This window comes from Ochrobactrum sp. XJ1, assembly GCF_024701725.1.
Lineage (GTDB): Bacteria > Pseudomonadota > Alphaproteobacteria > Rhizobiales > Rhizobiaceae > Brucella > Brucella anthropi.
Genome location: NZ_VDGD01000001.1, coordinates 299,851 through 321,373, shown reverse-complemented (window position 1 = coordinate 321,373; position 21,523 = coordinate 299,851). Strand labels below are relative to the sequence as shown.

Below are 21,523 nucleotides of genomic sequence, written 5' to 3'. Positions count from 1 at the left end.
CTTCCCGACGTGGAGCATTTGCTTCGATTTCAGTCGCGTTCGATGATGATCTTCAAAACGTTACGGTCGCCGTCCCAGTAAGGGAGTGCCGCTTCAGCCTCATCAAACGGAAATATCTTCGAGATCAGCTTGTCGGCATCCGCCCCAAGCTTTTCCAGATGCGCAATGACGGCCTCGAAATCGGTCAGCGTCGCATTGCGTGATCCCATGATGTCGAGTTCCTTCAGGTTGAAGAACTGCGTCTGATAGGTGACTGGCGCCTTGGAATAGCCGACATAAACCACCCGGCCCGCAAAGCCCGCCAGGTCGACAGCCTGCGTGAAGGTGATCGGCAGGCCGACCGCTTCGAAAGCAACATCCACGCCGTCGTCGTTGGTCAGTTTCTGAACCTTGGCGACGACATCCTCACCGCCCGGCAATGCGTGCGTTGCGCCAAATTGCAGCGCGAGTTCGCGCTTTTCGGCACTTGGATCAATGGCGATGACCTTGGCACCGCGCGCCAGCGCGCCGATGAGAACACCCATACCGATCATGCCGCAACCGAGAACAGCAACCGTATCACCTGCCTGAACACGTCCGCGCTCGACGGCATGGAAGCCAACCGAAAGCGGCTCGACCAGCGCCAGATGACGGGGCGCCAGTGTCTCATTGAGGATCAATTTTTCGGCAGGCAACACGATCTGGTCGGCCAGTCCGCCATTTTGCTGCACGCCGAGCGTCTTGTTATAACGGCACGCATTGAGCTGACCTTTGCGGCAGGACGAGCATTCACCGCAATTCGTATAAGGCAGCACGATAACCCGCTTGCCTTTGACATAGGCAGCGCTGACACCCTCTCCGGCTTCCATGATCTCGCCGCCGATTTCATGCCCAGGAATGCGCGGCAGCTGCACCAGCGGATTAAGCCCCTTGAAGGTGTTCAGATCGCTGCCGCAGAGACCCACGTGCCGAACCCGCACACGGACCTGACCGGCCAGCAACGGCGCTTCGTCGATTTCTGCAAAACGTGTGACGTTTTCGCTCTCGATACGCAGAGCTTTGACCATCGAATTATTCCTGTCAGTCGTCATTAAAGAAAGGGATCAGGTTACGGCGCCGACCTGCCAAGGCACGAATTCGTTGTCGCCATAGTCGTAGACTTCACTCAACGTCTTCTCGCCGGATGCGACCGCGATGATATGTTCGAAGATGCGGATGCCGGACTGTTCGATGGTCTCGTCGCCGGTGACGATACCGCCGCAATTGATGTCCATGTCTTCCTTCATGTGCTCGTACATTTCGGAATTCGTGGCAATCTTGATGCAAGGCGAAGGTTTGAAACCGGAAACCGAACCACGGCCAGTGGTGAAGCAGATCACGTTACAGCCACCGGCCACCTGTCCAGTCACCGCGACGGGATCGTAACCCGGCGTATCCATGAAAGTGAAACCCTGTTCCGTGACGGTTTCGGCAAACTCATAGACGGCCTTGAGCGGCATGGAACCACCCTTGGCAACTGCACCGAGCGACTTTTCCAGAATGGTGGTCAGCCCGCCGAGCTTGTTGCCATGCGATGGGTTGTTGTTGAGTTCGTCGCCATTGCGCGCCGTGTAATCACGCCACCAGTCGATGCGCTGCAACAGCTTTTCAGCGACCGCAGGCGTTACTGCGCGACGGGTCAAAAGATGTTCGGCACCATAGATTTCCGGCGTTTCCGAAAGAACGGTCGTGCCGCCATTGCGCACGATAAGGTCCGAGGCATAGCCCAATGCCGGATTGGCCGAAATGCCGGAATAGCCATCCGAGCCGCCGCATTCCAGCGCTACTTTCAACTTTGACAGAGGCTGTTTGGTGCGCACCGCCGAATTGACCAGCGGCAGCATTTCCTTGATCTCGGCGATCGCATGATCGATGGTCTTGCGCGTGCCGCCATGCTGCTGGATCGTCATGGTACGCAGGCGCGAGCCTTCTTCCATGCGGTAATGTTCGAGGATCGGCGCGATCTGGTTGGTTTCGCACCCAAGGCCGATCAGCAGGATGCCGCCGAAATTCGGGTGCTTGGCATAGCCCTGAATAGTGCGCGTCAAAAGGCGATAGCCTTCCGACTTGGTGTTGAGCGCACAGCCGCTGCCATGTGTCAGCGCCACGACGCCATCGACATTGTCGAAACCATCGAGACCGCCCATGCGGTTGAAATAATCGGCGATGTAACGTGACACCGTGGCCGAGCAATTGACCGACGAAATCACCCCAATGAAATTGCGCGTGCCGACACCGCCAGCACCCCGGTCATAGCCCATGAAATGACGACGCTCCGCCTCGGGCAGCATACCGCGCTCTTCAATATCGATGGAGAACTGATGCTCGTGTTCGGAGGGCAGCATGGCGAGATTCTGCAAATGCACATGCTCGCCCTGAGCGATATCCTTCGTCGCAACGCCGATCACCTGACCGTATTTCAGGACTTCCTTGCCTTCCGGAATATCGCGAATGGCAACCTTATGCCCGCGACCGATCAGTTCGCTGGCCCTGATCCCGTCAAGGCCGATCGGATCACCGGCGCGAACGGAAACGCGCGCAACGGCAACATCATCCGACGGATGCAGCAGAATAACCGGCGCAACCGCTGTATCAACGGATTCATTCATTTGTCTGACCTCACTCCCAAATCGTCCCGGCTAATTACTCGCTGGGTTCATTATCCATCCAACGCTGCTTGGACCGGTCCAGATGCGTTCGCATGGCTGCCTGCGCCTGAAGCGGATCCCTCGCTTCCAGCGCCGCATAGATGGCTTCGTGCTCGGCCAAAGCCAGAGCCCATGTATCGTTGTCCTCGAAGCGCGTCCTGATATGCGACGTCAGCGGACTATGCCGCTCGTCAAAAAGGTCGCGCACGATGCGCACCAGCACGGAATTGCCTGATTGCTCGGCAATGAGCAGATGAAACTGCCTGTCGAGCTCAATCGCCTTGCGCCCGGCATCGACATTCACCTTCATTGCGTCAATCGTTGCGCGCAACTCGGCAAGCCTTTCAGGCGTCATGCGCGCACAAGCCGTGACGACCACGCTGCCTTCGACCATTTCGCGCGCCTGCATGATTTCAAGCGGGCTCTCGCCGATGGAAGCGCCATGTAAAAGCGAACGCTTTTCCGACTCTGCCGTGACATAGATGCCCGACCCCATGCGGATTTCGACATTACCGGCGATTTCGAGTGCGATAAGCGCCTCGCGCAGCGAAGGCCGCGACACGCCAAGTTGCTGCGCCAGCTCGCGTTCAGCCGGTAGCCTGCTGCCAGCAGGAAACTGGCCGTCCTGGATAAGGCTTCTCACCCGGTCTGCAATCTGCTGATAAAGCCTGCGCGGTTCCGCAGTTGCCGTAAAATCGCTCATAGCGCTCCCAAATCCGCCTCTCCTCGAATTGGCCTTACCATATTTCCAACCGGACAGAAGCGCAATATGCTTAAAAACCCGGTTAATTGCGGCAAATCGCGCATTTCAACATGTGGAACCGAACCAATCGTTCGATAAAGAATCCTACTGGCTTGACCAATTTACCCTGCATCGCTTAGTTAAAACCACTGATTTATGGGAGAAGGTCATGCACGAGAAGCCAGCGATCCTGCAGTTCGGCACCAGCCGTTTTCTGTTGGCTCATGTCGATTTCTTTGTTTCGGAGGCGCTTTCCAAGGGCAAAGCCATTGGGACAATTGCCGTCGTGCAGACGACTTCAAACCCGCAGAGCAGCCAGCGCATCGCGGCTTTGAACGAAAGCAACGGCTATCCTGTGATGATCCGTGGGCTTGTCGACAGCAAGCCATCCGAGACGGAACATCAGGCGAAGGGCGTTACCGCTGCCTATTCCGCACATCACGACTGGGCGGCGATTCTCGACCTCGGTGCCAGCGTCGATGTGATCCTCTCCAACACCGGCGACAAGGGCTACGAACTCGACAGAAGCGATGACAGCTCGCTTCTTGCGAACCCGGATGCTTTGCCGAAGAGTTTTCCAGCCAAACTTCTGGTGCTTCTACATCACCGCTGGCAGCACAATCCCGATGCGCCATTGTCGCTGTTTCCCTGCGAGCTGATCTCGCGCAATGGCGACAGGTTGCGCTCGATCCTCATCGATCTTGCCCATAACTGGAAACTGCCGGACGGTTTCGTGCAATGGCTCGAAACCCGATGCATTTTTGCCAACAGCCTTGTCGATCGCATCGTTTCCGAACCCATCGAGCCAATCGGCGCCATCGCCGAGCCCTATGCGCTCTGGGCAATCGAGAAGGCCGATGGCCTGACGCTTCCTTGCGAACACGAAGATATCGTCGTCACCGACGATCTTGCGCGCTATGAGCATCTGAAACTCTACTTGCTCAACCTTGGCCACACATTCATCGCGGAACAATGGCTCAAGGGCAGCCGTCCGAAAGACGAGATCGTACTGGAAGCCATGCAGGACGAAACGATCCGGAATGAACTGGAAGCGGTATGGCGCGAGGAAGTCCTGCCGGTATTTGCTGCGGACGGCCTTGGCGAACAGGCCGAAGCTTACGTGGCTTCGGTGCGGGAGCGGTTTCTCAACCCTTTCCTCAAGCATCGCATCGCAGACATTGCTTCCAACCATGACGAAAAGAAGCGGCGTCGCTTCGCTCCGGTCATCGCCCGTGCGTCGGAACTCGGCCTCAATCTCGCACAGAGCCGTTTGAAGGCAGCTGTCGGCTAAGCCATTCGTTCAGTTCGATTTCTGCGCGTTCCAGCGCACTGTAATTCAGTAGTTTGCGCAAAAGCGCTACCGTCACGGCACGAGCCCGGAGATTGAAACGCCCTTCCTCCGGCTCGCCTTTCTCCTGATAAACGCCAAGTTTTTCATAGAGTTGCTGCAATCTGTTCTGGACGCTTCTCAGCGACAGATTGCGGCGGCGCGCAATAACGCGATCCGTAAGCCCCAGCGCAATATCGACCAGAATTTCATACTCACTTTCGCTGAAACCGCTGGCATGACCGAGGCTCTTTTGCTGCAGGCCGCGCACCTCGCGGTCGATGACGCATTGTGCTTCGACAAAGATACTGCGCAATGCCAGCCGCAGCTTATCGTCGGACGCCGATTTCAGCACATAGCCATAAGCCGCCCCTTCCGGCACGATGCGCGACACACCGCGCACATAGGCTTCGTCGGCATAGTTCGACCAGAACAGGATGCGCGTTTCAGGATTCTCCTTCCAGATGGTGCGGGCGGCCTCAATGCCGTTACGTCCACTCATCTGCAGGTCCATGACGATATGGGCTGCGCGATGCTGACGGGCCAGCTTCTCACCTGCCGAGCCGTTGTCGGCTTCCAGCACATCGCTGCATTCAGGCAATGCCGCACGCACAGCCTCGCCAAGATAGGCGCGATGCAATGGATCATCTTCCACGATCAGAACATGCATTTTACCCTCCCGTCTCCCGGCACATTTCCACAGGCAGATGGATCGTCACGCTGGTGCCACCGCCTTCCCCATTTTTCCTGATAGCAAAACTTGCAGAAATCAACCGCGCGCGCGTGCGCATATTGTCGATCCCATGTCCGACACCATGCCCGTCACTGGAACGTTGCATCTGGCGATCCATGCCGATGCCATTGTCAGCGACTTCGACGTGCAGGCGACCGCCCTTGTCGCGAAACGTAACCCGCAACCGGCTGGCATGAGCATGGCGGATCGTATTGTTGATCGCTTCCTGCACGATGCGGAACAGCGAAGTCGCAACTGTTTCCTCCAGCCGATCGGCCATGCCGTCGCTGCGGTCGTCCAGCGTCCACTCGATGGACGATCCACTGTCGCGCACCGAACGGTCAAGATGGTTTTCCGTCGCTTGCACAAAACCGAACAGCTGAAGAATTGAAGGCTTAGCTTCTTCAATGATTTGCCTGAGATCGTGCATGCAATGCTGCAGCCCGCGAAACAGCGGTTCAAGCTGCTCGCCCGAGAGGTCCGGTGCATGGGTAAGCCGCTCCACGTGACGCGCAAGGCGTGTCAGGTCGGCCAGCGTCTGATCATGCAAATCCATACCGATGCGATGGCGCTCTGTCTCCAGCGCTTCGGTCAGCTTCAACGCGCCGAAACGCAAGCCTTCCTCGCGAGCGCGCGCTTCCGTTTCCACGATAGCGGAACGCTTGGCCTGTTCCGCCGCGCGGATCGCAAAAAAATATGGTGCAAGCAGATCGGCAATCGACTGGGCGTTTTCCACGTCCCGCATGGTGTAGCAGGCGAGCGCGAGACTGGAGCAGCTGAGCGCGCCGATAATATCGCCCTGCGCCTTCAAGGGCACATGCAGGCGGCCTTTCAGATCATGCTCGATGATCGGACTGGAAAAGGAACCTTCAAAGTGAAAACGCTGATCGGTGCGCGCATCGTCGGTCAGAAGATGGTCGACTTCGCCGGAGAGCACTGTTCGAATGGGACTGCCCGACAACAGGGCGGGAGGATTACGGCTCCAGGCCGTCGATATGCCGCTCTCATAGGCGATGTGGAACTTGCCATCGACCATCTTGATGCAAACGTCCAGATGATCATAGGGCACGATATGCGTGATTTCCGCCGCCACCGCCTGAATAATGGAATCGAAGTCGAGTTGTCCCGCCAGCAATCTGGAAATATTCAGATAGTGGTCGAGCAACCTCTGGGGCACGAGTTCGGCCAAGCGTTTCTCCTCCAAACGCAAATTGCTCCTGAAGCACTATAATACGCCGTCACATCCTCGGCGCGTCTTGCGGGTTCCCGCAATTTTGCTGCGGGAACCCGCAAGACAGTTGCTTCATTCGGCCTTCACAGAAGGCTTGTCTTCTTTCATCCTCGCTTCACCAGAAAATTGCCCGCAAGACAAGAGCGTAAAATCGCGTCAGGTGCAGACTGGTGCCGTTGAGGAGCGGCGGTGCGGGAGGCCCGCATCACAATCAATTCAGACGATCCGAAGTGCCGGGGCGCTGCGGGTCGTACACTGGCAACCGGGAGGAAAGAATGAAACTCGCAAGAATCCTTTTCGCATCCGCAGCACTGGCAGGCGTTCTCGCCGCTGGCAGCGCGATGGCTGACACATCGTCGAAGAAGATTGCATTCTCCAACAATTATGCTGGCAACTCATGGCGCCAGGCCATGCTGCAAAGCTGGGACAAGATTACCAAGGAAGCCGTGAAGGCTGGCGTGGTGGCCGCCGCCGATCCGTTCACGACCGCAGAAAATCAGGCGACAGAACAGGCTGCACAGATCCAGAACATGATCCTGCAGGGCTATGACGCCATCGTCATCAACGCGGCTTCACCGACGGCCCTAAACGGTGCCGTGAAGGAAGCCTGCGATGCGGGCATCACCGTCGTCTCCTTCGACGGCATCGTCACCGAGCCTTGCGCATGGCGCATCGCGGTCGATTTCAAGGCAATGGGCGAAGGCCAGATCGACTATCTCGCAAAGCGCTTCCCCGATGGCGGCAACTTGCTTGAAATCCGCGGCCTTGCCGGTGTTTCGGTCGATGACAATATCCATGCCGGCATCGAAGAAGGCGTGAAGAAGCATCCGAAATTCAAGATCGTCGGCTCCGTCAATGGCGACTGGGCGGCGGACGTCGCACAGCGTGCCGTCGCCGGCATCCTCCCAAGCCTGCCGAAAGTTGACGCAGTCGTGACGCAAGGCGGTGACGGCTATGGCGCTGCGCAGGCCTTCGCCGCCGCCAAGCGCGAAACGCCGATCATCATCATGGGCAACCGTGAAGACGAACTGCAGTGGTGGAAGCAACAGAAGGACGCCAATGGCTACGAAACCATGTCGGTTTCGATTGCACCCGGCGTTTCGACGCTTGCTTTCTGGGTTGCCCAGCAGATTCTCGACGGCAAGGACGTGAAGAAGGACCTCGTGGTTCCGTTCCTCAGCGTCAGCCAGGAATCGCTCGACAAGGATCTGGCCAACACCCGGAAGGGTGGCGTCGCCAATGTCGAATATTCGCTGGAAGACGCGCAGAAGGTTATCGACGCGGCCAAGTAAGCCGGGCCTCACATAATCGAGCGATTGGGGCGGGTTTCGTTCCCGCCCTTTTCCATCGTCTATTCTTCAGCATTTCCAGCAATCAGTTGAGCGTATGACAGAAACAGCAGAGAAACGGGAGGTCGTCGCCGCGCGCAATATTCGCGTGCAGTTCGGTGCGGTGAAAGCACTGGATGGTGCCGAGCTCGTGATCCGCGAAGGCGAATGCGTCGGGCTGGTCGGCCACAATGGCGCGGGCAAATCCACCATCGTCAATGTCATCAATGGCGGGCTGTCGCCACATGAAGGCAGCGTTTCCTATCATGAGGAAGCAGGATACGGCGTAACGATGGCGCGCAAGCATGGCGTGCGCTGCGTCTTTCAGGAATTGTCGCTGTTTCCAAACCTGACCATTGCCGAAAATGTCCGCATCATGCAGCGCGACCTGACGGGCGCTGGCTGGCGCGGCAAGGCCGTCGAACTGATTTCCAAAAAGCTCGACGAGATTTTTCCGGGCCACAAGATCGACAGCAGTGCCACCATCGACGAGCTTTCCATCGCCGAGCGGCAGATGGTCGAAATCGCCATCAACTTTACCGCGCCCGGCACTGCGCCAAAACTGGTTATTCTCGATGAGCCGACCTCTTCGCTTGATGCAGGCATCGCCGCGCAGCTCATGGCCTATGTGCGCCGTTTCGTCAGCACCGGCGGCGCGGTTATCCTGATTTCGCATATGTTGGGTGAAATCCTCTCAACCTCCGACCGCATCGTGGTGATGAAGGACGGAAAGGTGGTCGCCAACCGCGCCGCAAACGATTTCACCAATCGCAGCCTTGTCGAAGCCATGGGCAGCGTCGAGCGCGAAAAGGCTGCGCGCCGCGTTGCAAAGACCGATATGAGCGGCACGCCCGTTCTGTCCTTTGCCAAGCGCGCCAGCGACATCAAGCCGTTTCAGGCATTCAGGGGCGAAGTCATTGGTCTCGCCGGTCTTGCCGGACACGGACAGACCAGGATGCTGCTCGATCTCTACTATGCACGGCGGCCGAACTGGGTTCCGGCTCGCAATTGCGAAATCGCCTTCGTTGCGGGCGACCGCAGCCTCAACGGCACCTTCCCGCTGTGGAGCATTCTGCACAATCTCACCATCGGCTCGCTGGACCGGCTGTCGTCGGCAAAGCTGGTTGACCAGAAGCGGGAAGACGTCCTCGGCAGTGACTGGAAAGACCGCATCCAGATACGCACACCGGATATGGGTAACCGCATCCTGTCACTGTCGGGTGGCAACCAGCAGAAAGTGCTTTTCGCCCGTGCACTGGCAACCAGCGCCAACACTATTTTGATGGACGATCCGATGCGTGGCGTCGATGTCGGCACCAAGCAGGAAGTCTATGAAATCCTGCGCCATGAGGCTGACAACGGACGCACCTTCGTCTGGTACTCCACCGAAATGGATGAAATCGAACTTTGTGACCGCGTCTATGTTTTCCGCGACGGCGGTATCGTTGCGGAACTGACCGGCGAAGACATTACGGAAAAGAACGTGCTTGCAGCATCATTTGAGGGAGGTCACGAATAATGCGCCTTTCCTCTTCCTCCATCCGCCTGCTGACGCCGGTTTTCTCGCTGGTTCTGCTGCTTGCCGCCGTCTTCTACATGCAACCACGCGCCATGAGCTATACCGGGCTGAATCTGCTGTTCAATCTGGCCGTCCCCATTGCGCTAGCGACCATCGCCCAGATGCTCATCATGGCGGTCAACGACCTCGACCTCTCGATGGGCACCTTCGTGAGTTTCGTGGTCTGTGTTGCCGCAACCTATCTCAACACTGCGCCCGTCATCGGAGTGCTGATCCTTGCCGCAGCCATTGCAGCTTATGCGGCGCTTGGCGCGTTGATCCACCTGCGCAATCTGCCTTCCATCGTCGTCACGCTTGGCATGAGCTTCGTCTGGGGCGGGTTTGCCGTTCTGCTGCTGCCCTCGCCCGGCGGACAGGCGCCGGACTGGGCGCGCTGGATCATGACCGCCAAGCCGCCTTTCATGCCGATGGCCATTGTCGCCAGCATCCTGATCGCGGTCGTCACGCATTTCATCGTCATGCGCTCGACCTTCGGCGTGCTAATGCGTGGCGCGGGCGGTAACAGCCGCTCCATAGAACGTGCGGGCTGGTCTGTGACCATGATCCGCGCCGGAACCTATGCACTGGCGGCCTTCTTCGCAGTGCTTGCAGGTATCGCACTCGTCGGTCTCACCACATCGGCCGATGCCAATATCGCGTTACGTTATACGCTTCTGTCTATCGCAGGCGTTATTCTCGGCGGTGGTGAATTCGTCGGCGGACGCGTATCGCCTATCGGAGCCGTCATCGGCGCACTGACGCTGACGCTTGCCGGATCGTTCCTCTCCTTCATGCGCATTTCGCCGGACTGGCAGATCGGTGCACAAGGCGGCATTCTCATCGTGGTGCTGGCATTGCGCCTCTTCCTCAATCGCCTCGAAAAGAGGGAGAAAAAGCAATGAGCGGTCTCACCATCCTGACCAACCGTCCGTGGATATGGTCGTTCATCGCCACTGCCGTCGTCTGGATCATCACCATCCTCTTTACCGGCGGCGCTGGCGCGCACGGGCTCTCCCACGCAGCTTTCACTTTCGCGTCCTTTTCGGTGATTGTCGGCCTCGGCCAGATGTTCGTCATCACGCTCGGACCCGGCAATATCGATCTGTCGGTCCCGGCCAATATGACGCTCGCCGCAACACTGGCGCTCAAGCTCATGGATACGCAGGACGGCATGGTGCTTGCGGGGCTTGGTGTTGCCATTCTGGTTGGTGTTGCCATTGGCATCTGCAATTATACGCTGATCAAGCTTCTGCGCATTCCGCCCATCATCGCCACCTTGTCGATGAGCTTCCTGATCCAGTCCACCGCCATCTGGAGCAATCGCGGCCTGCGCGTGAAACCGCCGGAAAGCCTAGCGCAGTTCACGACATCCTCCACGCTTGGCGTTCCCAATGTCGCCCTCGTGGCGCTGATCCTGTCAGTCATTGGCTGGGTACTGTTGAAGAAGAGCATCTATGGACGCTGGATTTCGGCAATTGGCCAGAATCCTTTCGCTGCGCGCATGGCGGGCGTTCCGGTCGATGGCACCCGCTTCATCACCTATCTGCTCTGTGCAGTGCTCGCTTCGCTCTGCGGCTTTCTGCTTGCCTGCTTCTCGGGCGGTGCAGCGCTGAACATGGGCGCGGAATATCTTTTGATGTCGATTGCCGTCGTCATCATCGGCGGCACGGCGGTTGCAGGCGGTGATTCCAACATCCCTGGTATTTGGGGTGCCGCCCTCTTCATGTTCCTCATAGTTTCGATGCTCAACACCTACGGCTTCGGCGCCGGTGTCCGTCTTGTCCTGACTGGCCTCACCATCATTGCGGTGATCATCCTCGCCAGTGGTCGACGCGCCGAGCGCTAATTATCTTCGGAGTATCTCCCTTGTCTCAGACTGTTTCGATTTACGAAATCCACGACGAACGCTTCAAGCAGATGATCGTGCCGAGCGCCGATCTGGACGAACTTTATAGCGGCTGCCGCTGGGCGGAAGGCCCGGTGTGGTTCGGTGACCAGAACTGCCTTTTGTGGAGTGACATTCCGAACCAGCGCATCCTGCGCTGGGTCCCAGATGGCGGCGTTTCAGTGTTCCGCCAGCCCTCCAATTTCTCCAACGGCAACACCCGTGATCGTGAAGGACGCCTCGTCACCTGCGAGCATGGCGGTCGCCGCGTCACCCGCACGGAACCAGATGGCAGCATCACTGTGCTGGCGGACAGCTATCAGGGCAAGAAGCTCAATGCGCCTAACGACGTCATCGTGCGCTCGGATGGAACGATCTGGTTCACCGATCCGACCTACGGCATCATGGCCGATTACGAAGGCTATAAGGCTGAGCCGGAACAGCCGTCGCGCAATGTCTATCGCCTCGACCCGAAGACCGGCAATATCGATGCGGTCATAACTGACTTCCACCAGCCGAATGGTCTCGCCTTTTCACCGGACGAAACAAAACTCTACGTCGCCGACAGCGCCTATAGCCACAATGAGGATGCGCCCCGTCACATCCGCGTCTTCGACGTTGTGGATGGCGGTAAGCGCCTGACGGGCGGCACGGTTTTTTGCACCATCGACATGGGCCTGCCGGATGGCTTTCGTTTCGATACGGATGGTAATCTATGGACCAGTGCTGGTGATGGCGTGCACTGCTTTTCGCCGGAAGGGACGCTTCTCGGCAAGGTCAGGACGCCGCAAACGGTCGCCAATGTGACTTTCGGCGGTCCACGCCGCAATCGGCTGTTCATCACAGCAACGAAGTCGCTTTATGCGGTCTATCTCACAGTCACCGGCGCCCAATATCCTTGATAAAACAACGGCGGCTTTCCAAAACGAAAAGCCGCCGCTCTTTATAAGTATAATAATTCATTGAAAAAACTGCATTCGCCGCACGTCGCATTCATGCGAACCTGCCAATAAGGTTTCTTTATTTAAAACGGATCTTCCCGGCCCAAAACCGGGGCGACCCGCATATCAGAACCGTGAATGACGGAACAAATCAAAGAATGATCTCTTCTGTCCTTCAGCCTGCACTCAACAAGAAAGGCCACAGCCTTACAAGTGAATGCATGCCCTGATGCGCTGAGGCTGTATAGCGCAACCGTCAACGCGATGGAAACAGTTTGTCAACAAAACCGCTCACATTACTGTGAGTAAACTCTGAAAAAGCTACAACTTTTCATGATGTTATCCGAAAACATCAATATTAATATTAGTAATACCTATTTTATAATCCTATTTATTTCCCGTTTATTAGAAGTACCGCAGCAACCGAAACAATGACTTGCAGCCTGACCGATCATGCAGAATGTCTGAGTTCCAACGGGCGCTGACCTGGAGCACGATAGCGGATGTGACAGCCGCTGATGCCCTGATATTCGACGTCGACATCGACACCGAAGACCTCGGCGATACGCTCTGCCCGCAACACCTCTCGCGGTGTGCCGAGCGCGACGAGATTGCCCTTGTCCATCACCGCGATGCGGTCGCAGAACATCGCAGCATGGTTCAGGTCATGCAAGGCAGCCACGACTGTCAGTTTTTGACGACTGACAAGATCAAGCAACCCGATCTGGTGCCCGATATCGAGATGATTGGTCGGTTCGTCCAGAAGCAAAATCCGCGGCTCCTGCGCCAGGGCGCGCGCTATATGCAGGCGCTGCCGCTCTCCGCCGGAAAGCGTATGCCAATAGCGGTCAGCCAGATGGACCATATCGACATTGACCAGCGCCTGGTCAACGATTGCATCGTCTTCCGCCGACCATGGCGACAGGGCCCCAAGATAGGGCGTTCGCCCGAGTTCGACCGCCTGACGCGCCGTAATGCGCTCGGTTGTTCCCGCCTGTTGCTCGACCAGCGCCAGTTGGCGCGCAATCTCGCGACGACTAAAACTGTCGATGGATGCACCGCAGAGGTTCACTTCGCCCACGCGGCATCTGCGAACACCGGAAAGCAAAGACAGAAAGCTGGTCTTTCCCGATCCATTCGGCCCTATGATGCCAAGAAACTCACCTTCCGCCACTTCCAGCGAAACATCGCGCAAGATTTCGACACTGCCCGCCGACCAGCCGACATTGCATGCTGAGAGGATCATGACGACGCCCTCCTTTGTCCAAGCAACAGGGCGAAGGCCGGCGCACCGAACAACGCCGTAATGACCCCGATCGGCAGAACCTGACCCGGAATGATGATACGCGACAGAATATCGGCGACGATCATAAAGATTGCTCCAATAAGGGCCGCCGCGGGCAACAACCTGCCGTGCCTGACCCCGACCACCATTCGCGCCGCATGGGGAATGACGAGACCGATAAAGCCCACAGAGCCGACGATGGAGACCATGACCGCCGTCATCATGGCGCTGACGCCGATCAGCACCGCGTAGACGCGGCGCACCGGTATGCCGAGAGAAGCTGCGGATTCCGTTCCGAAGGTGAAGGCATCGAGCGCACGCGCATGCCACAGACAGATGGCAAGACCGATCAGACAGGCAGGCAGAGCAAGAGTGACATCGGGCCAGCGCACGCCGGAAAGGTTGCCAAGGAGCCAGAACATGATACCGCGCGCCTGTTCGGCATTTGCTGCTTTGGTGACGATGAATGACGTCAACGCGTTGAAAAGCTGTGAACCGGCAATACCCGCCAGAATGATAGCGCTGCTGCCTCGCCCCGCCCGCAGCGCCAGCAGGGACACGAGACAGAAAGCAACAATAGCGCCAATGAACGCACCCAGCGAGAGTGTCAGCACGCCAGCGCCGATGCCAAGAATGGCAACGGCGACGGCTCCAGTCGAGGCGCCGGCGGAAATGCCCAGAATATACGGATCCGCGAGCGAATTTCGGAGCAGCGACTGCAGAATAACGCCGGATATTGCGAGAGACGCGCCGCAACATGCAGCGATAACCGCACGGCTGAGGCGATAGCTCCAGACAATCCCTTCATCGATGGGTTCGAGCGGATAACCGGCGTTCCACACCCGATTGGCTACGGTTTTCGCAACCACATCGAGTGGTATCGCCGTTTCGCCTATCGCCGCTCCGAGCCAAAGGGCAAGAAGAAGCAGGACAAGCGAAAAGGCCAGGAAGAACACGCCGGAGCGGGCCCTTCCCTTCTGTTTGAAGCCTGTTGTCGCTGCCCGCGCCGTCACTTGTTCAGGTCCGAGGCGGCGATATCGGCTGCAAGTGTTTCGATGCCTTCGATCACGCGAAGCGAAGTGCTCATCGACTGCGCATCCATGTCGAAGACATGTTTGTCCTTGACTGCTGGCATCAGCTTCGTGACCGCATCACTATCAAGGAACTGATGCTTGACGGCGATGTCGTCAGCCGGATAGCGGCGGCGGTCCAGCTTTGCAGCAACGATCATCGAAGGGTCTGATTTTGCAATCGTTTCCCATCCAACCGTTGGCCATTCTTCTTCGCTGTTGATGACATTCTTGATGCCGAGTGCCGAAAGAATGTAGGCGGGCGCGCCGAACTTGCCTGCGACGTAAGGATCGGCATCGACCTGCGTGCTGGAGAACCAGACAACGGCAGACAGCTTGCCGCCAGCAGACCCAATTTTTTCGCGCGCGGCCGCTTCGCGCGCCTTCAGGTCGGCGACGAGTTTCTCGCCGCGATCCTGCACATTGAAGATTTCCGCCAGTTCGGTGATTTCCTGATAGACGATATCCATCTTGAAGGCTGCCGTACGAACACCGTCGCCACCGCCGGAATTGTCCTTGCCAACACAATCGGAAGGCGATGTATAGGCCGGAATGCCCAGTTCCTCGAATTGTTCAGGCTTCGCAACAATGCCGGTCGGCCCGACATGCCACTGAAAATCCGCCGTCACGATATCCGGCTTCTGCGCCAGAACGCTTTCGAAACTCGGATCGTTATCGGCGAGCCGCTTTACCTTGGCATTCACCTCCTCAAAACCTTTGAGAACAGGCCCGAACCACACTGCCGTGCCGACGACCTTGTCGCCGAGACCAAGGCTGTAAAGAATTTCTGCGCTGCTCTGGCCGACCGCAACCGCGCGGCTCGGTGCCTGCTTGAAGGTCACGTCACGACCGCAATTTTTCAGCGTCAGCGGATATTGCGTTTCCGCTGCCTGTGCAGCCAAACCGCCTGCGAGAAATGCAACCGCACAGAGGGCGGCGCGAAACGGCATCTTGCCGAGAATATTCATGAAAGTCCCCGAAATGATGAGAAAAAGACGCCCTGTCAGCTGACGGAAAAAATCCGATACGGAAGACGGACAGGCATATCCGGGGACATGTCGAAATCATGTGATGACGATGGAAGGATGCGTCCTGCGACGCGGAAATCTGTCATAACCGGCTCCTGCTCCGGGCATCCCCGCCCGTGACAATGGACAACACTAGACGGCAGGTCTCCTGGCTCACGAATATCTGCTGTTCATCTGCCTTCCCGCGCTTCTCCGGCACAGTGGCATGACGCTTTCAACGTCACGAGGATGAACGGCAATCCGCTTACAGTTGCGGGGGCAGCCACGGTCTTGGCCCCTTTTCGGGTCGTCCTCACCGTGTTCCCTATTAATCCCCTTCGCTCTCGGTCGGGGAACCGTCGTTACACTATTACGTTGACCCGATGTCGCCGTCAAGCAGGTCTCGATGGCTATTTCCAACACACGGTTTTCAAGCGATTCGAAAGCCCGTTATTTAAATTGCGGCCAAACTATCGTCGCATGCGCTGGCCTATTGAATTTGTTTTCGCTAATCTCCATGTAGTTTTCTCCCGCTAGAGGAGCGGGACTTTGGGGAGGTCCGCCGGGAGGCGGCACACATTCTATCTGGGAGGACATATGCGTAGATTTATTCTGGCCCTGACGTCGGTAGCGGCGTTGGCTATGGCAGGCTCTGCTTCCGCAGAAGACTACAAGGTGCTGGCGCCTGCGGCTCCGGGCGGCGGCTGGGACCAGACGGCGCGCACGATGCAGAGCGCGCTTCAGGACGAAAAGATTTCCGGCAGCGTGCAGGTCATCAACGTTCCGGGCGCTGGTGGCACTATCGGCCTTGCCCAGTTTGTGAACCAGAACAAGGGCGACCCAAGCCAGCTCATCGTCGGTGGCTATGTCATGGTCGGCGCTATCCTGACCAACAAATCGCCGGTCACGCTCGACGCCATCACGCCGATTGCACGCCTTACCGGTGAATATGAAGCCATCGTCGTGCCTGCTTCTTCCGACATCCAGAACCTTGGCGACCTTGCCGCGAAGCTGAAGGCTGATCCAGGCTCCGTTTCGTGGGGCGGCGGTTCTGCGGGCGGCACCGATCACATCACCGCTGGCCTCTTTGCCAAGGCAGCAGGCGTCGACCCGACCAAGGTCAATTACATCGCCTTCTCAGGCGGCGGCGAAGCACTGGCAGCCATTCTCGGCAATCAGGTAACCGTCGGCATTTCCGGCTATGGCGAATTCGACGCCCAGATCAAGGCCGGTACGCTGCGCATCATCGGCATTTCGAGCGACGAGCGCGTGGAAGGCATTGACGCACCGACCTTCAAGGAAGGCGGCGTGGACGTTTCTATCCAGAACTGGCGCATGGTGGCCGCTGCTCCCGGCATCACTGCCGAGCAGGAAGCTGCCATCAATGCCGATATCGAGAAAATGGTGAAGTCGGAATCCTGGCAGAAGGCTCTGAAAGACAAGGGCTGGGCGGATACTTATCTCGCCGGCCCGGCGTTCAAGGAGCAGCTTGCCAAGGACGTCGCTGCGACTGAAACCATCCTCAAGGAAATCGGCCTCGTCAAATGACAGGAACAGAACCGCAGGAAAAGCGCCGCCCGGAAGGGGCGGCGCCAGATTTCGCCGCTCTTGTCATCGCCCTTGTTCTTGCCGCTGTCGCCATCGCCATTGCCTGGTCGACAACCTATGGAAACGACGTGACGAGCTACTCGCCGGTCGGCCCGAAAACCGTTCCCTATGTCGTCGCAGCCGGATTGTTCGGCCTTGCCATCTGGACCGTATTCGAGGCGCTTCGCGGTGATTTTCCAGAGCGAGAGCATCAGGAGATCGCCCCGATGGCATGGATCATCGGCGGTCTGGCCATCCAGATGCTGACGATGAAGACTGTCGGCTTTTCCTTGTCCACCGGCCTGCTTTTCGCAGCAACCGCACGTGGCTTCGGCTATCGCAAATTCTGGATCAGCGTTCCCGTCGGCATCGTCTTCGCCTTCGTGATCTGGTTTATCTTTGCACGCGGCCTGCAGCTATCGCTGCCGTCCGGCTGGCTCGAACAATTCGTTTAGAGCATTCCCAGTTTTGACTGAAACATTGGAAATGCTCTAAGTCCTTGTTTTGTCGCATTATTCCACGCAAAACCGCTTCGCATTTTTGCTGGAAATGCTTTAAAGGCTCAGTGCCATCATGGATACTGTCGCACTTCTCGCCAACGGACTTCTGGTGGCGCTTGAACCATCGAACCTTCTTTACGCGCTGATCGGTGTCACGCTCGGCACCGCCGTCGGTGTTTTGCCAGGTATCGGCCCTGCACTTACCGTCGCGCTCCTCCTGCCCGTTACCTACAAGCTGGATCCATCCGGCTCGCTCATCATGTTCGCGGGCATTTATTATGGCGGCATGTATGGCGGGTCGACCACATCGATCCTGCTCAATACACCGGGAGAAAGCGCCTCCATCGTCACCGCATTGGAGGGCAACAAGATGGCCCGGGCCGGGCGTGGCGGGCCAGCGCTTGCAACGGCGGCCATCGGCTCGTTCATCGCAGGCCTGCTCGCCACTCTGGCGCTTGCCTTCGTCGCACCATGGGTCGTGAAATTCGCCCTGTCCTTCGGACCGTCCGAATATTTCGCGCTCATGCTTCTGGCCTTCATGACGGTCTCGGCAGCATTCGGCGATTCCACGCTTCGCGGATTGACGTCCCTGTTCATCGGACTGGCGCTCGGCCTGATCGGCATCGATCAGCTGACGGGTCAGGCACGTCTCGTCATGGGAACGCCGAACCTGCTCGACGGGATCAATGTCACCACATTGGCGGTGGCGCTGTTCGCCATCGGTGAAACCCTTGCGGTCGTGTCGAAGAAGCTTCGACCAGAGGATGAAGTCATCGCCGTCAAGGGTTCCGTCTGGATGACCAAGAATGACTGGAAACGCTCATGGATGCCGTGGTTGCGCGGCACCGCCATCGGCTTTCCAATCGGAGCCATGCCAGCAGGCGGCGCCGACGTGTCGAGCTTCCTTTCCTATTCAGCGGAACGGCAGTTCTCGAAACATCCGGAAGAATTCGGCAAAGGCGCTATCGAAGGCGTTGCGGGACCGGAGGCGGCCAATAACGCTTCGGCTGCGGGCACCCTCGTGCCGCTTCTGACGCTCGGCCTGCCAACCACGGCAACGGCAGCAATCATGCTTGCCGGTTTCCAGCAGTTCGGCCTGCAGCCCGGCCCTCTCCTGTTCGTGACCAATGCCAAGCTGGTATGGGGTCTGGTGGCGAGCCTTCTCGTGGCCAATCTGATGCTGCTGGTTCTCAACCTGCCGCTGATCGGCCTGTGGGTGAAGATGCTCACCATCCCGCGCCACTGGCTCTATGCAGGCATTCTGGTTTTCGCAACGCTTGGAACAATCGGTGCGAATGCCTCCACCTCGATGCTGTTCGGCCTGCCGGTTTCATTCGAGCTCGGCCTGCTACTGGCATTCGGTGTGCTGGGCTACGTGCTGCGGCGCTTCTCATATCCCATCGCGCCGGTTGTTGTTGGCCTGATCCTCGGGCCAATGGCAGAAAAGAGCCTGCGTCAGGCATTGCAGATCAGTCAGGGCAACCCGATGGCTCTGGTGCATTCCTGGGTATCGATCGTGCTGATCGCACTGGCGATTGCAGCAGTCGTTGTGCCGATGATCATGCGCCAGCGTGGCAAGGGTGCCCTGCTGAGCCAGATGGCAACGGACGAAGACTAAAAACAAAAGCCCCGGAAACCCGGGGCTTTTTTACTCAGATACACATACGCTTACTTGATTGCTCAACCCTGAATACGACGGAACTGGTCAACGTCGATGCCAAGCGTCTCAAGGTCCTGGGCAGTAGGCTTCTGACCAGCGCGCACAGCAGCAGAAGCACGAACGGCGCTGCCGAATTGCGCGAATGCACGACCGAAACGATTATGGAAGCGGGTAAACATTTTTCTCTCCATCACGGACACTTCATTGGTCCGTGCCCATGAGATGGGGATCGCACTGACAACTTAGAAGATCGGCATTTGCATGCCAGCCATGCAGTTTCCGCATATTCCTTTCCGCTCAACTTGATCGCGATCAATGCCTTTGGCTCGCTGGCTTGCGAAGCTCTTTTCAACAAAGGAAGGAGCTAAAGAATGTCGAACACCCCCCATACACTTGGAGAAGAGTTTCCCGGCCAGCTCGACGCCATTCACGCATTGAAGGCAAAGGATGCGCATTTTGCCCGCATTCTGGAAGAATACGATTCCGTCAATGACCGCATCCACCGCGCTGAAACGAAGATTGCGCCAGTAAGCCAGGAAGAAGAAACAAACCTGCGCAAACAGCGCCTTGCCTTGAAGGACAGCATCGCCGAAGCGCTCGCCGACGCTTAATCCGTCACTCCGGCAAACTGTTGGCTCGGTAACAGCTCAGGAGGTTTTGTCCTCGACTTTGCTGTTGTCCGGGCCAACCGAGTTTTCCATCCTGCCCACCACGACCAGAACCGTGACGGCAATCAACGTCGCCATGATTGCGATATGCCAGAGGCCCAGACCACTGGCGAGCCCCACTGAGGCCGCAAGCCACATGCCGGCGCCGGTCGTGATGCCGGTTATTTTTCCGCGTGCGAAGATGATGAAGCCCGCCGCCAGAAAGGCGACGCCGCTGGTGATTGCTTCAACGAGCCGCGAAGGGTCCATCCGGATATTCTGATCGTTGAATACCGGCACATTGACCAGTTCCAGCGAAACAATCGTGAAGGTAGCGGAGGCGAGACAGACGAGCATATGGGTTTTCAACCCGGCCGGTCGCCGACGCCATTCCCGCTCCAGACCGATAATGGAACCGAGCAGTGTTGCCAGCAGCATCCGCGCCAGAACCACCGGCAAACTGATTACATTCTCATGCGTAAATTCAGCCCAGAATTGTTCCATGCTTCACAACGGGCACCATTGGGTTTGGTTCCGCTATAGACGAATGTACCAACGACGCGCACTCGCAAGCAAACGATCATTTCGCCGACGCCGGTGGGACCGATTCCGTCGTGGCGGGTGGCAGGGAGTTCTCGCCATTGGGCGTATTCTCATCGGGAGAAATAACGGTTCCGTAGATTTCGACCAGCACCCACACGACCAGTGCCGCCGCGATACTGACCAGCAGCACGATGAGAACGGGCTTGCCTTCGCGCCCCTGCCTTGCCTCAGTCGGGTTGACCTGTTTCATGGATCAAATCCTCCTGTTGGTTTCAGCGGCATAAGATTTGCCGCTACAGACCTAATGGCAGGGTAGGCTATTGGTTCCAATTAAAGCATCGAGCGCGCTATCGCATTCCTGCAATTCGCGTCAAACTGTTGTTTTTATGAATTTTTCTCAGATCTACGAACCAGCGTTTTATCGCTGATTTAAACTCGCAACGAATATATGAGAGACAATGGTACGGTCGGTTGGAGTTGAACCAACGACCTCAGGAGCCACAATCCTGCGCTCTAACCAACTGAGCTACGACCGCGTACCTTTGTGTCGGCTGCGTGACGCTCTGGCGTCGCCGACAGGGGGTCACATACGGAGAATCGATCCATATTGCAAGTGATTATAGCTCTCTTTTTTGAGAAATTCCCAATTGCGGGGTTCAATATCAAATCCTGCTGTTAACGGTCACCGGCTGGTAACCATTATAGGTGACCGGCTGTGCACAACCCGGATATTGGCCCGAGCCTGTAAAATTGCCTTTCCCGTATTAACTAATGAAACAGAAAATGCAGCCCATACCAAATGGCAATGTGGAC

At 57.5% G+C, this 21,523-nt stretch carries 21 protein-coding genes, 1 tRNA gene and 1 riboswitch; of the genes, 10 read left to right on the top strand and 12 right to left on the bottom strand.

Going from position 1 to position 21,523, the window contains the following annotated elements; all coding sequences use genetic code 11:
• Positions 1-29 precede the first annotated feature (29 nt).
• From FG152_RS01600 to FG152_RS01590, 3 genes are read right to left on the bottom strand one after another with little or no spacing between them, the layout of a single operon-like run.
• Positions 30-1,046, bottom strand: coding sequence for a zinc-binding alcohol dehydrogenase family protein (locus FG152_RS01600; protein ID WP_010659088.1), 1,017 nt, complete (start codon positions 1,044-1,046; stop codon positions 30-32).
• Between the two features lie 36 nt (positions 1,047-1,082).
• Positions 1,083-2,627 (bottom strand): UxaA family hydrolase, encoded by a 1,545-nt coding sequence (locus tag FG152_RS01595; protein WP_010659089.1) that lies wholly within the window; start codon positions 2,625-2,627, stop codon positions 1,083-1,085.
• A gap of 34 nt (positions 2,628-2,661) precedes the next feature.
• Positions 2,662-3,369: a FadR/GntR family transcriptional regulator gene (locus tag FG152_RS01590; protein ID WP_010659090.1), complete on the bottom strand. Its 708-nt coding sequence runs from the start codon at positions 3,367-3,369 to the stop codon at positions 2,662-2,664.
• Positions 3,370-3,577: 208 nt separating this feature from the next.
• On the opposite strand from FG152_RS01590, the gene FG152_RS01585 reads away from it, so the two are divergent.
• Positions 3,578-4,699: a mannitol dehydrogenase family protein gene (locus FG152_RS01585; RefSeq protein WP_010659091.1), complete on the top strand. Its 1,122-nt coding sequence runs from the start codon at positions 3,578-3,580 to the stop codon at positions 4,697-4,699.
• Here the strand turns inward: FG152_RS01585 and FG152_RS01580 are convergent.
• Positions 4,659-5,405 carry a response regulator transcription factor gene (locus FG152_RS01580; protein WP_010659092.1) on the bottom strand — a complete coding sequence of 249 codons (747 nt, stop codon included), beginning with the start codon at positions 5,403-5,405 and terminating at the stop codon, positions 4,659-4,661. The two genes, FG152_RS01585 and FG152_RS01580, sit on opposite strands and share 41 nt — an antisense overlap.
• A 1-nt stretch (position 5,406) precedes the next feature.
• The gene (locus FG152_RS01575) at positions 5,407-6,657 is read right to left on the bottom strand and encodes a GAF domain-containing sensor histidine kinase (RefSeq protein WP_010659093.1); all 1,251 of its coding nucleotides are present in this window, start codon (positions 6,655-6,657) and stop codon (positions 5,407-5,409) included.
• A 317-nt stretch (positions 6,658-6,974) separates the two neighbouring features.
• Here FG152_RS01575 and FG152_RS01570 point away from each other — a divergent pair, with 317 nt between their 5' ends.
• The 5 genes from FG152_RS01570 (at position 6,975) to FG152_RS01550 (ending at position 12,372) form a co-directional block, all read left to right on the top strand.
• Positions 6,975-7,991, top strand: a complete 1,017-nt coding sequence (locus FG152_RS01570; protein WP_010659094.1) for an ABC transporter substrate-binding protein — start codon at positions 6,975-6,977, stop codon at positions 7,989-7,991.
• 94 nt (positions 7,992-8,085) lie between these two features.
• Positions 8,086-9,546, top strand: coding sequence for an ATP-binding cassette domain-containing protein (locus FG152_RS01565; RefSeq protein ID WP_010659095.1), 1,461 nt, complete (start codon positions 8,086-8,088; stop codon positions 9,544-9,546).
• Positions 9,546-10,487 (top strand): ABC transporter permease, encoded by a 942-nt coding sequence (locus FG152_RS01560; RefSeq protein ID WP_010659096.1) that lies wholly within the window; start codon positions 9,546-9,548, stop codon positions 10,485-10,487. The genes FG152_RS01565 and FG152_RS01560 overlap by 1 nt, the downstream gene beginning before the upstream one ends.
• Positions 10,484-11,431: an ABC transporter permease gene (locus FG152_RS01555; protein WP_010659097.1), complete on the top strand. Its 948-nt coding sequence runs from the start codon at positions 10,484-10,486 to the stop codon at positions 11,429-11,431. Before FG152_RS01560 ends, FG152_RS01555 begins: the two co-directional genes overlap by 4 nt.
• A gap of 71 nt (positions 11,432-11,502) precedes the next feature.
• A complete protein-coding gene (locus FG152_RS01550; protein ID WP_050897432.1) occupies positions 11,503-12,372 on the top strand; it encodes an SMP-30/gluconolactonase/LRE family protein in 870 nt (289 codons plus the stop codon).
• Between the two features lie 490 nt (positions 12,373-12,862).
• Here FG152_RS01550 and FG152_RS01545 read toward each other — a convergent pair whose 3' ends face one another.
• Genes FG152_RS01545 through FG152_RS01535 form a run of 3 tightly spaced genes read right to left on the bottom strand, consistent with a single transcriptional unit; the run spans position 12,863 to position 15,734 of the window.
• The gene (locus FG152_RS01545; protein WP_010659099.1) at positions 12,863-13,657 is read right to left on the bottom strand and encodes an ABC transporter ATP-binding protein; all 795 of its coding nucleotides are present in this window, start codon (positions 13,655-13,657) and stop codon (positions 12,863-12,865) included.
• Positions 13,654-14,709, bottom strand: a complete 1,056-nt coding sequence (locus tag FG152_RS01540; RefSeq protein ID WP_010659100.1) for a FecCD family ABC transporter permease — start codon at positions 14,707-14,709, stop codon at positions 13,654-13,656. Before FG152_RS01540 ends, FG152_RS01545 begins: the two co-directional genes overlap by 4 nt.
• Positions 14,706-15,734 carry an ABC transporter substrate-binding protein gene (locus FG152_RS01535; protein WP_010659101.1) on the bottom strand — a complete coding sequence of 343 codons (1,029 nt, stop codon included), beginning with the start codon at positions 15,732-15,734 and terminating at the stop codon, positions 14,706-14,708. The genes FG152_RS01540 and FG152_RS01535 overlap by 4 nt, the downstream gene beginning before the upstream one ends.
• Positions 15,735-15,915: 181 nt before the next feature.
• Positions 15,916-16,149, bottom strand: a riboswitch (cobalamin riboswitch).
• Positions 16,150-16,370: 221 nt separating this feature from the next.
• Here FG152_RS01535 and FG152_RS01530 point away from each other — a divergent pair.
• The 3 genes from FG152_RS01530 (at position 16,371) to FG152_RS01520 (ending at position 19,478) form a co-directional block, all read left to right on the top strand.
• On the top strand, positions 16,371-17,321 hold the full coding sequence (locus tag FG152_RS01530; protein ID WP_010659102.1) for a Bug family tripartite tricarboxylate transporter substrate binding protein: 951 nt from the start codon (positions 16,371-16,373) through the stop codon (positions 17,319-17,321).
• Entirely contained in the window at positions 17,318-17,815 is a 498-nt protein-coding gene (locus FG152_RS01525) for a tripartite tricarboxylate transporter TctB family protein (RefSeq protein ID WP_010659103.1), read from the top strand. Before FG152_RS01530 ends, FG152_RS01525 begins: the two co-directional genes overlap by 4 nt.
• A 118-nt stretch (positions 17,816-17,933) precedes the next feature.
• Positions 17,934-19,478, top strand: a complete 1,545-nt coding sequence (locus FG152_RS01520) for a tripartite tricarboxylate transporter permease (RefSeq protein ID WP_498985092.1) — start codon at positions 17,934-17,936, stop codon at positions 19,476-19,478.
• A 62-nt stretch (positions 19,479-19,540) separates the two neighbouring features.
• Here the strand turns inward: FG152_RS01520 and FG152_RS01515 are convergent, their stop codons facing one another.
• Positions 19,541-19,699, bottom strand: a complete 159-nt coding sequence (locus FG152_RS01515) for a hypothetical protein (RefSeq protein ID WP_010659105.1) — start codon at positions 19,697-19,699, stop codon at positions 19,541-19,543.
• A 192-nt stretch (positions 19,700-19,891) separates the two neighbouring features.
• On the opposite strand from FG152_RS01515, the gene FG152_RS01510 reads away from it, so the two are divergent.
• Positions 19,892-20,131, top strand: coding sequence for an HP1242/YdcH family protein (locus FG152_RS01510; RefSeq protein ID WP_010659106.1), 240 nt, complete (start codon positions 19,892-19,894; stop codon positions 20,129-20,131).
• A 36-nt stretch (positions 20,132-20,167) separates the two neighbouring features.
• Here FG152_RS01510 and FG152_RS01505 read toward each other — a convergent pair whose 3' ends face one another.
• The 3 genes from FG152_RS01505 to FG152_RS01495 all read right to left on the bottom strand — a co-directional run bounded on the left by FG152_RS01505 (position 20,168) and on the right by FG152_RS01495 (position 21,246).
• Positions 20,168-20,671 carry an MgtC/SapB family protein gene (locus FG152_RS01505; RefSeq protein WP_010659107.1) on the bottom strand — a complete coding sequence of 168 codons (504 nt, stop codon included), beginning with the start codon at positions 20,669-20,671 and terminating at the stop codon, positions 20,168-20,170.
• A 76-nt stretch (positions 20,672-20,747) separates the two neighbouring features.
• On the bottom strand, positions 20,748-20,960 hold the full coding sequence (locus FG152_RS01500; RefSeq protein ID WP_010659108.1) for a hypothetical protein: 213 nt from the start codon (positions 20,958-20,960) through the stop codon (positions 20,748-20,750).
• A 209-nt stretch (positions 20,961-21,169) separates the two neighbouring features.
• Positions 21,170-21,246: transfer RNA gene (locus tag FG152_RS01495), tRNA-His, on the bottom strand.
• Between the last annotated feature and the right edge of the window lie 277 nt (positions 21,247-21,523).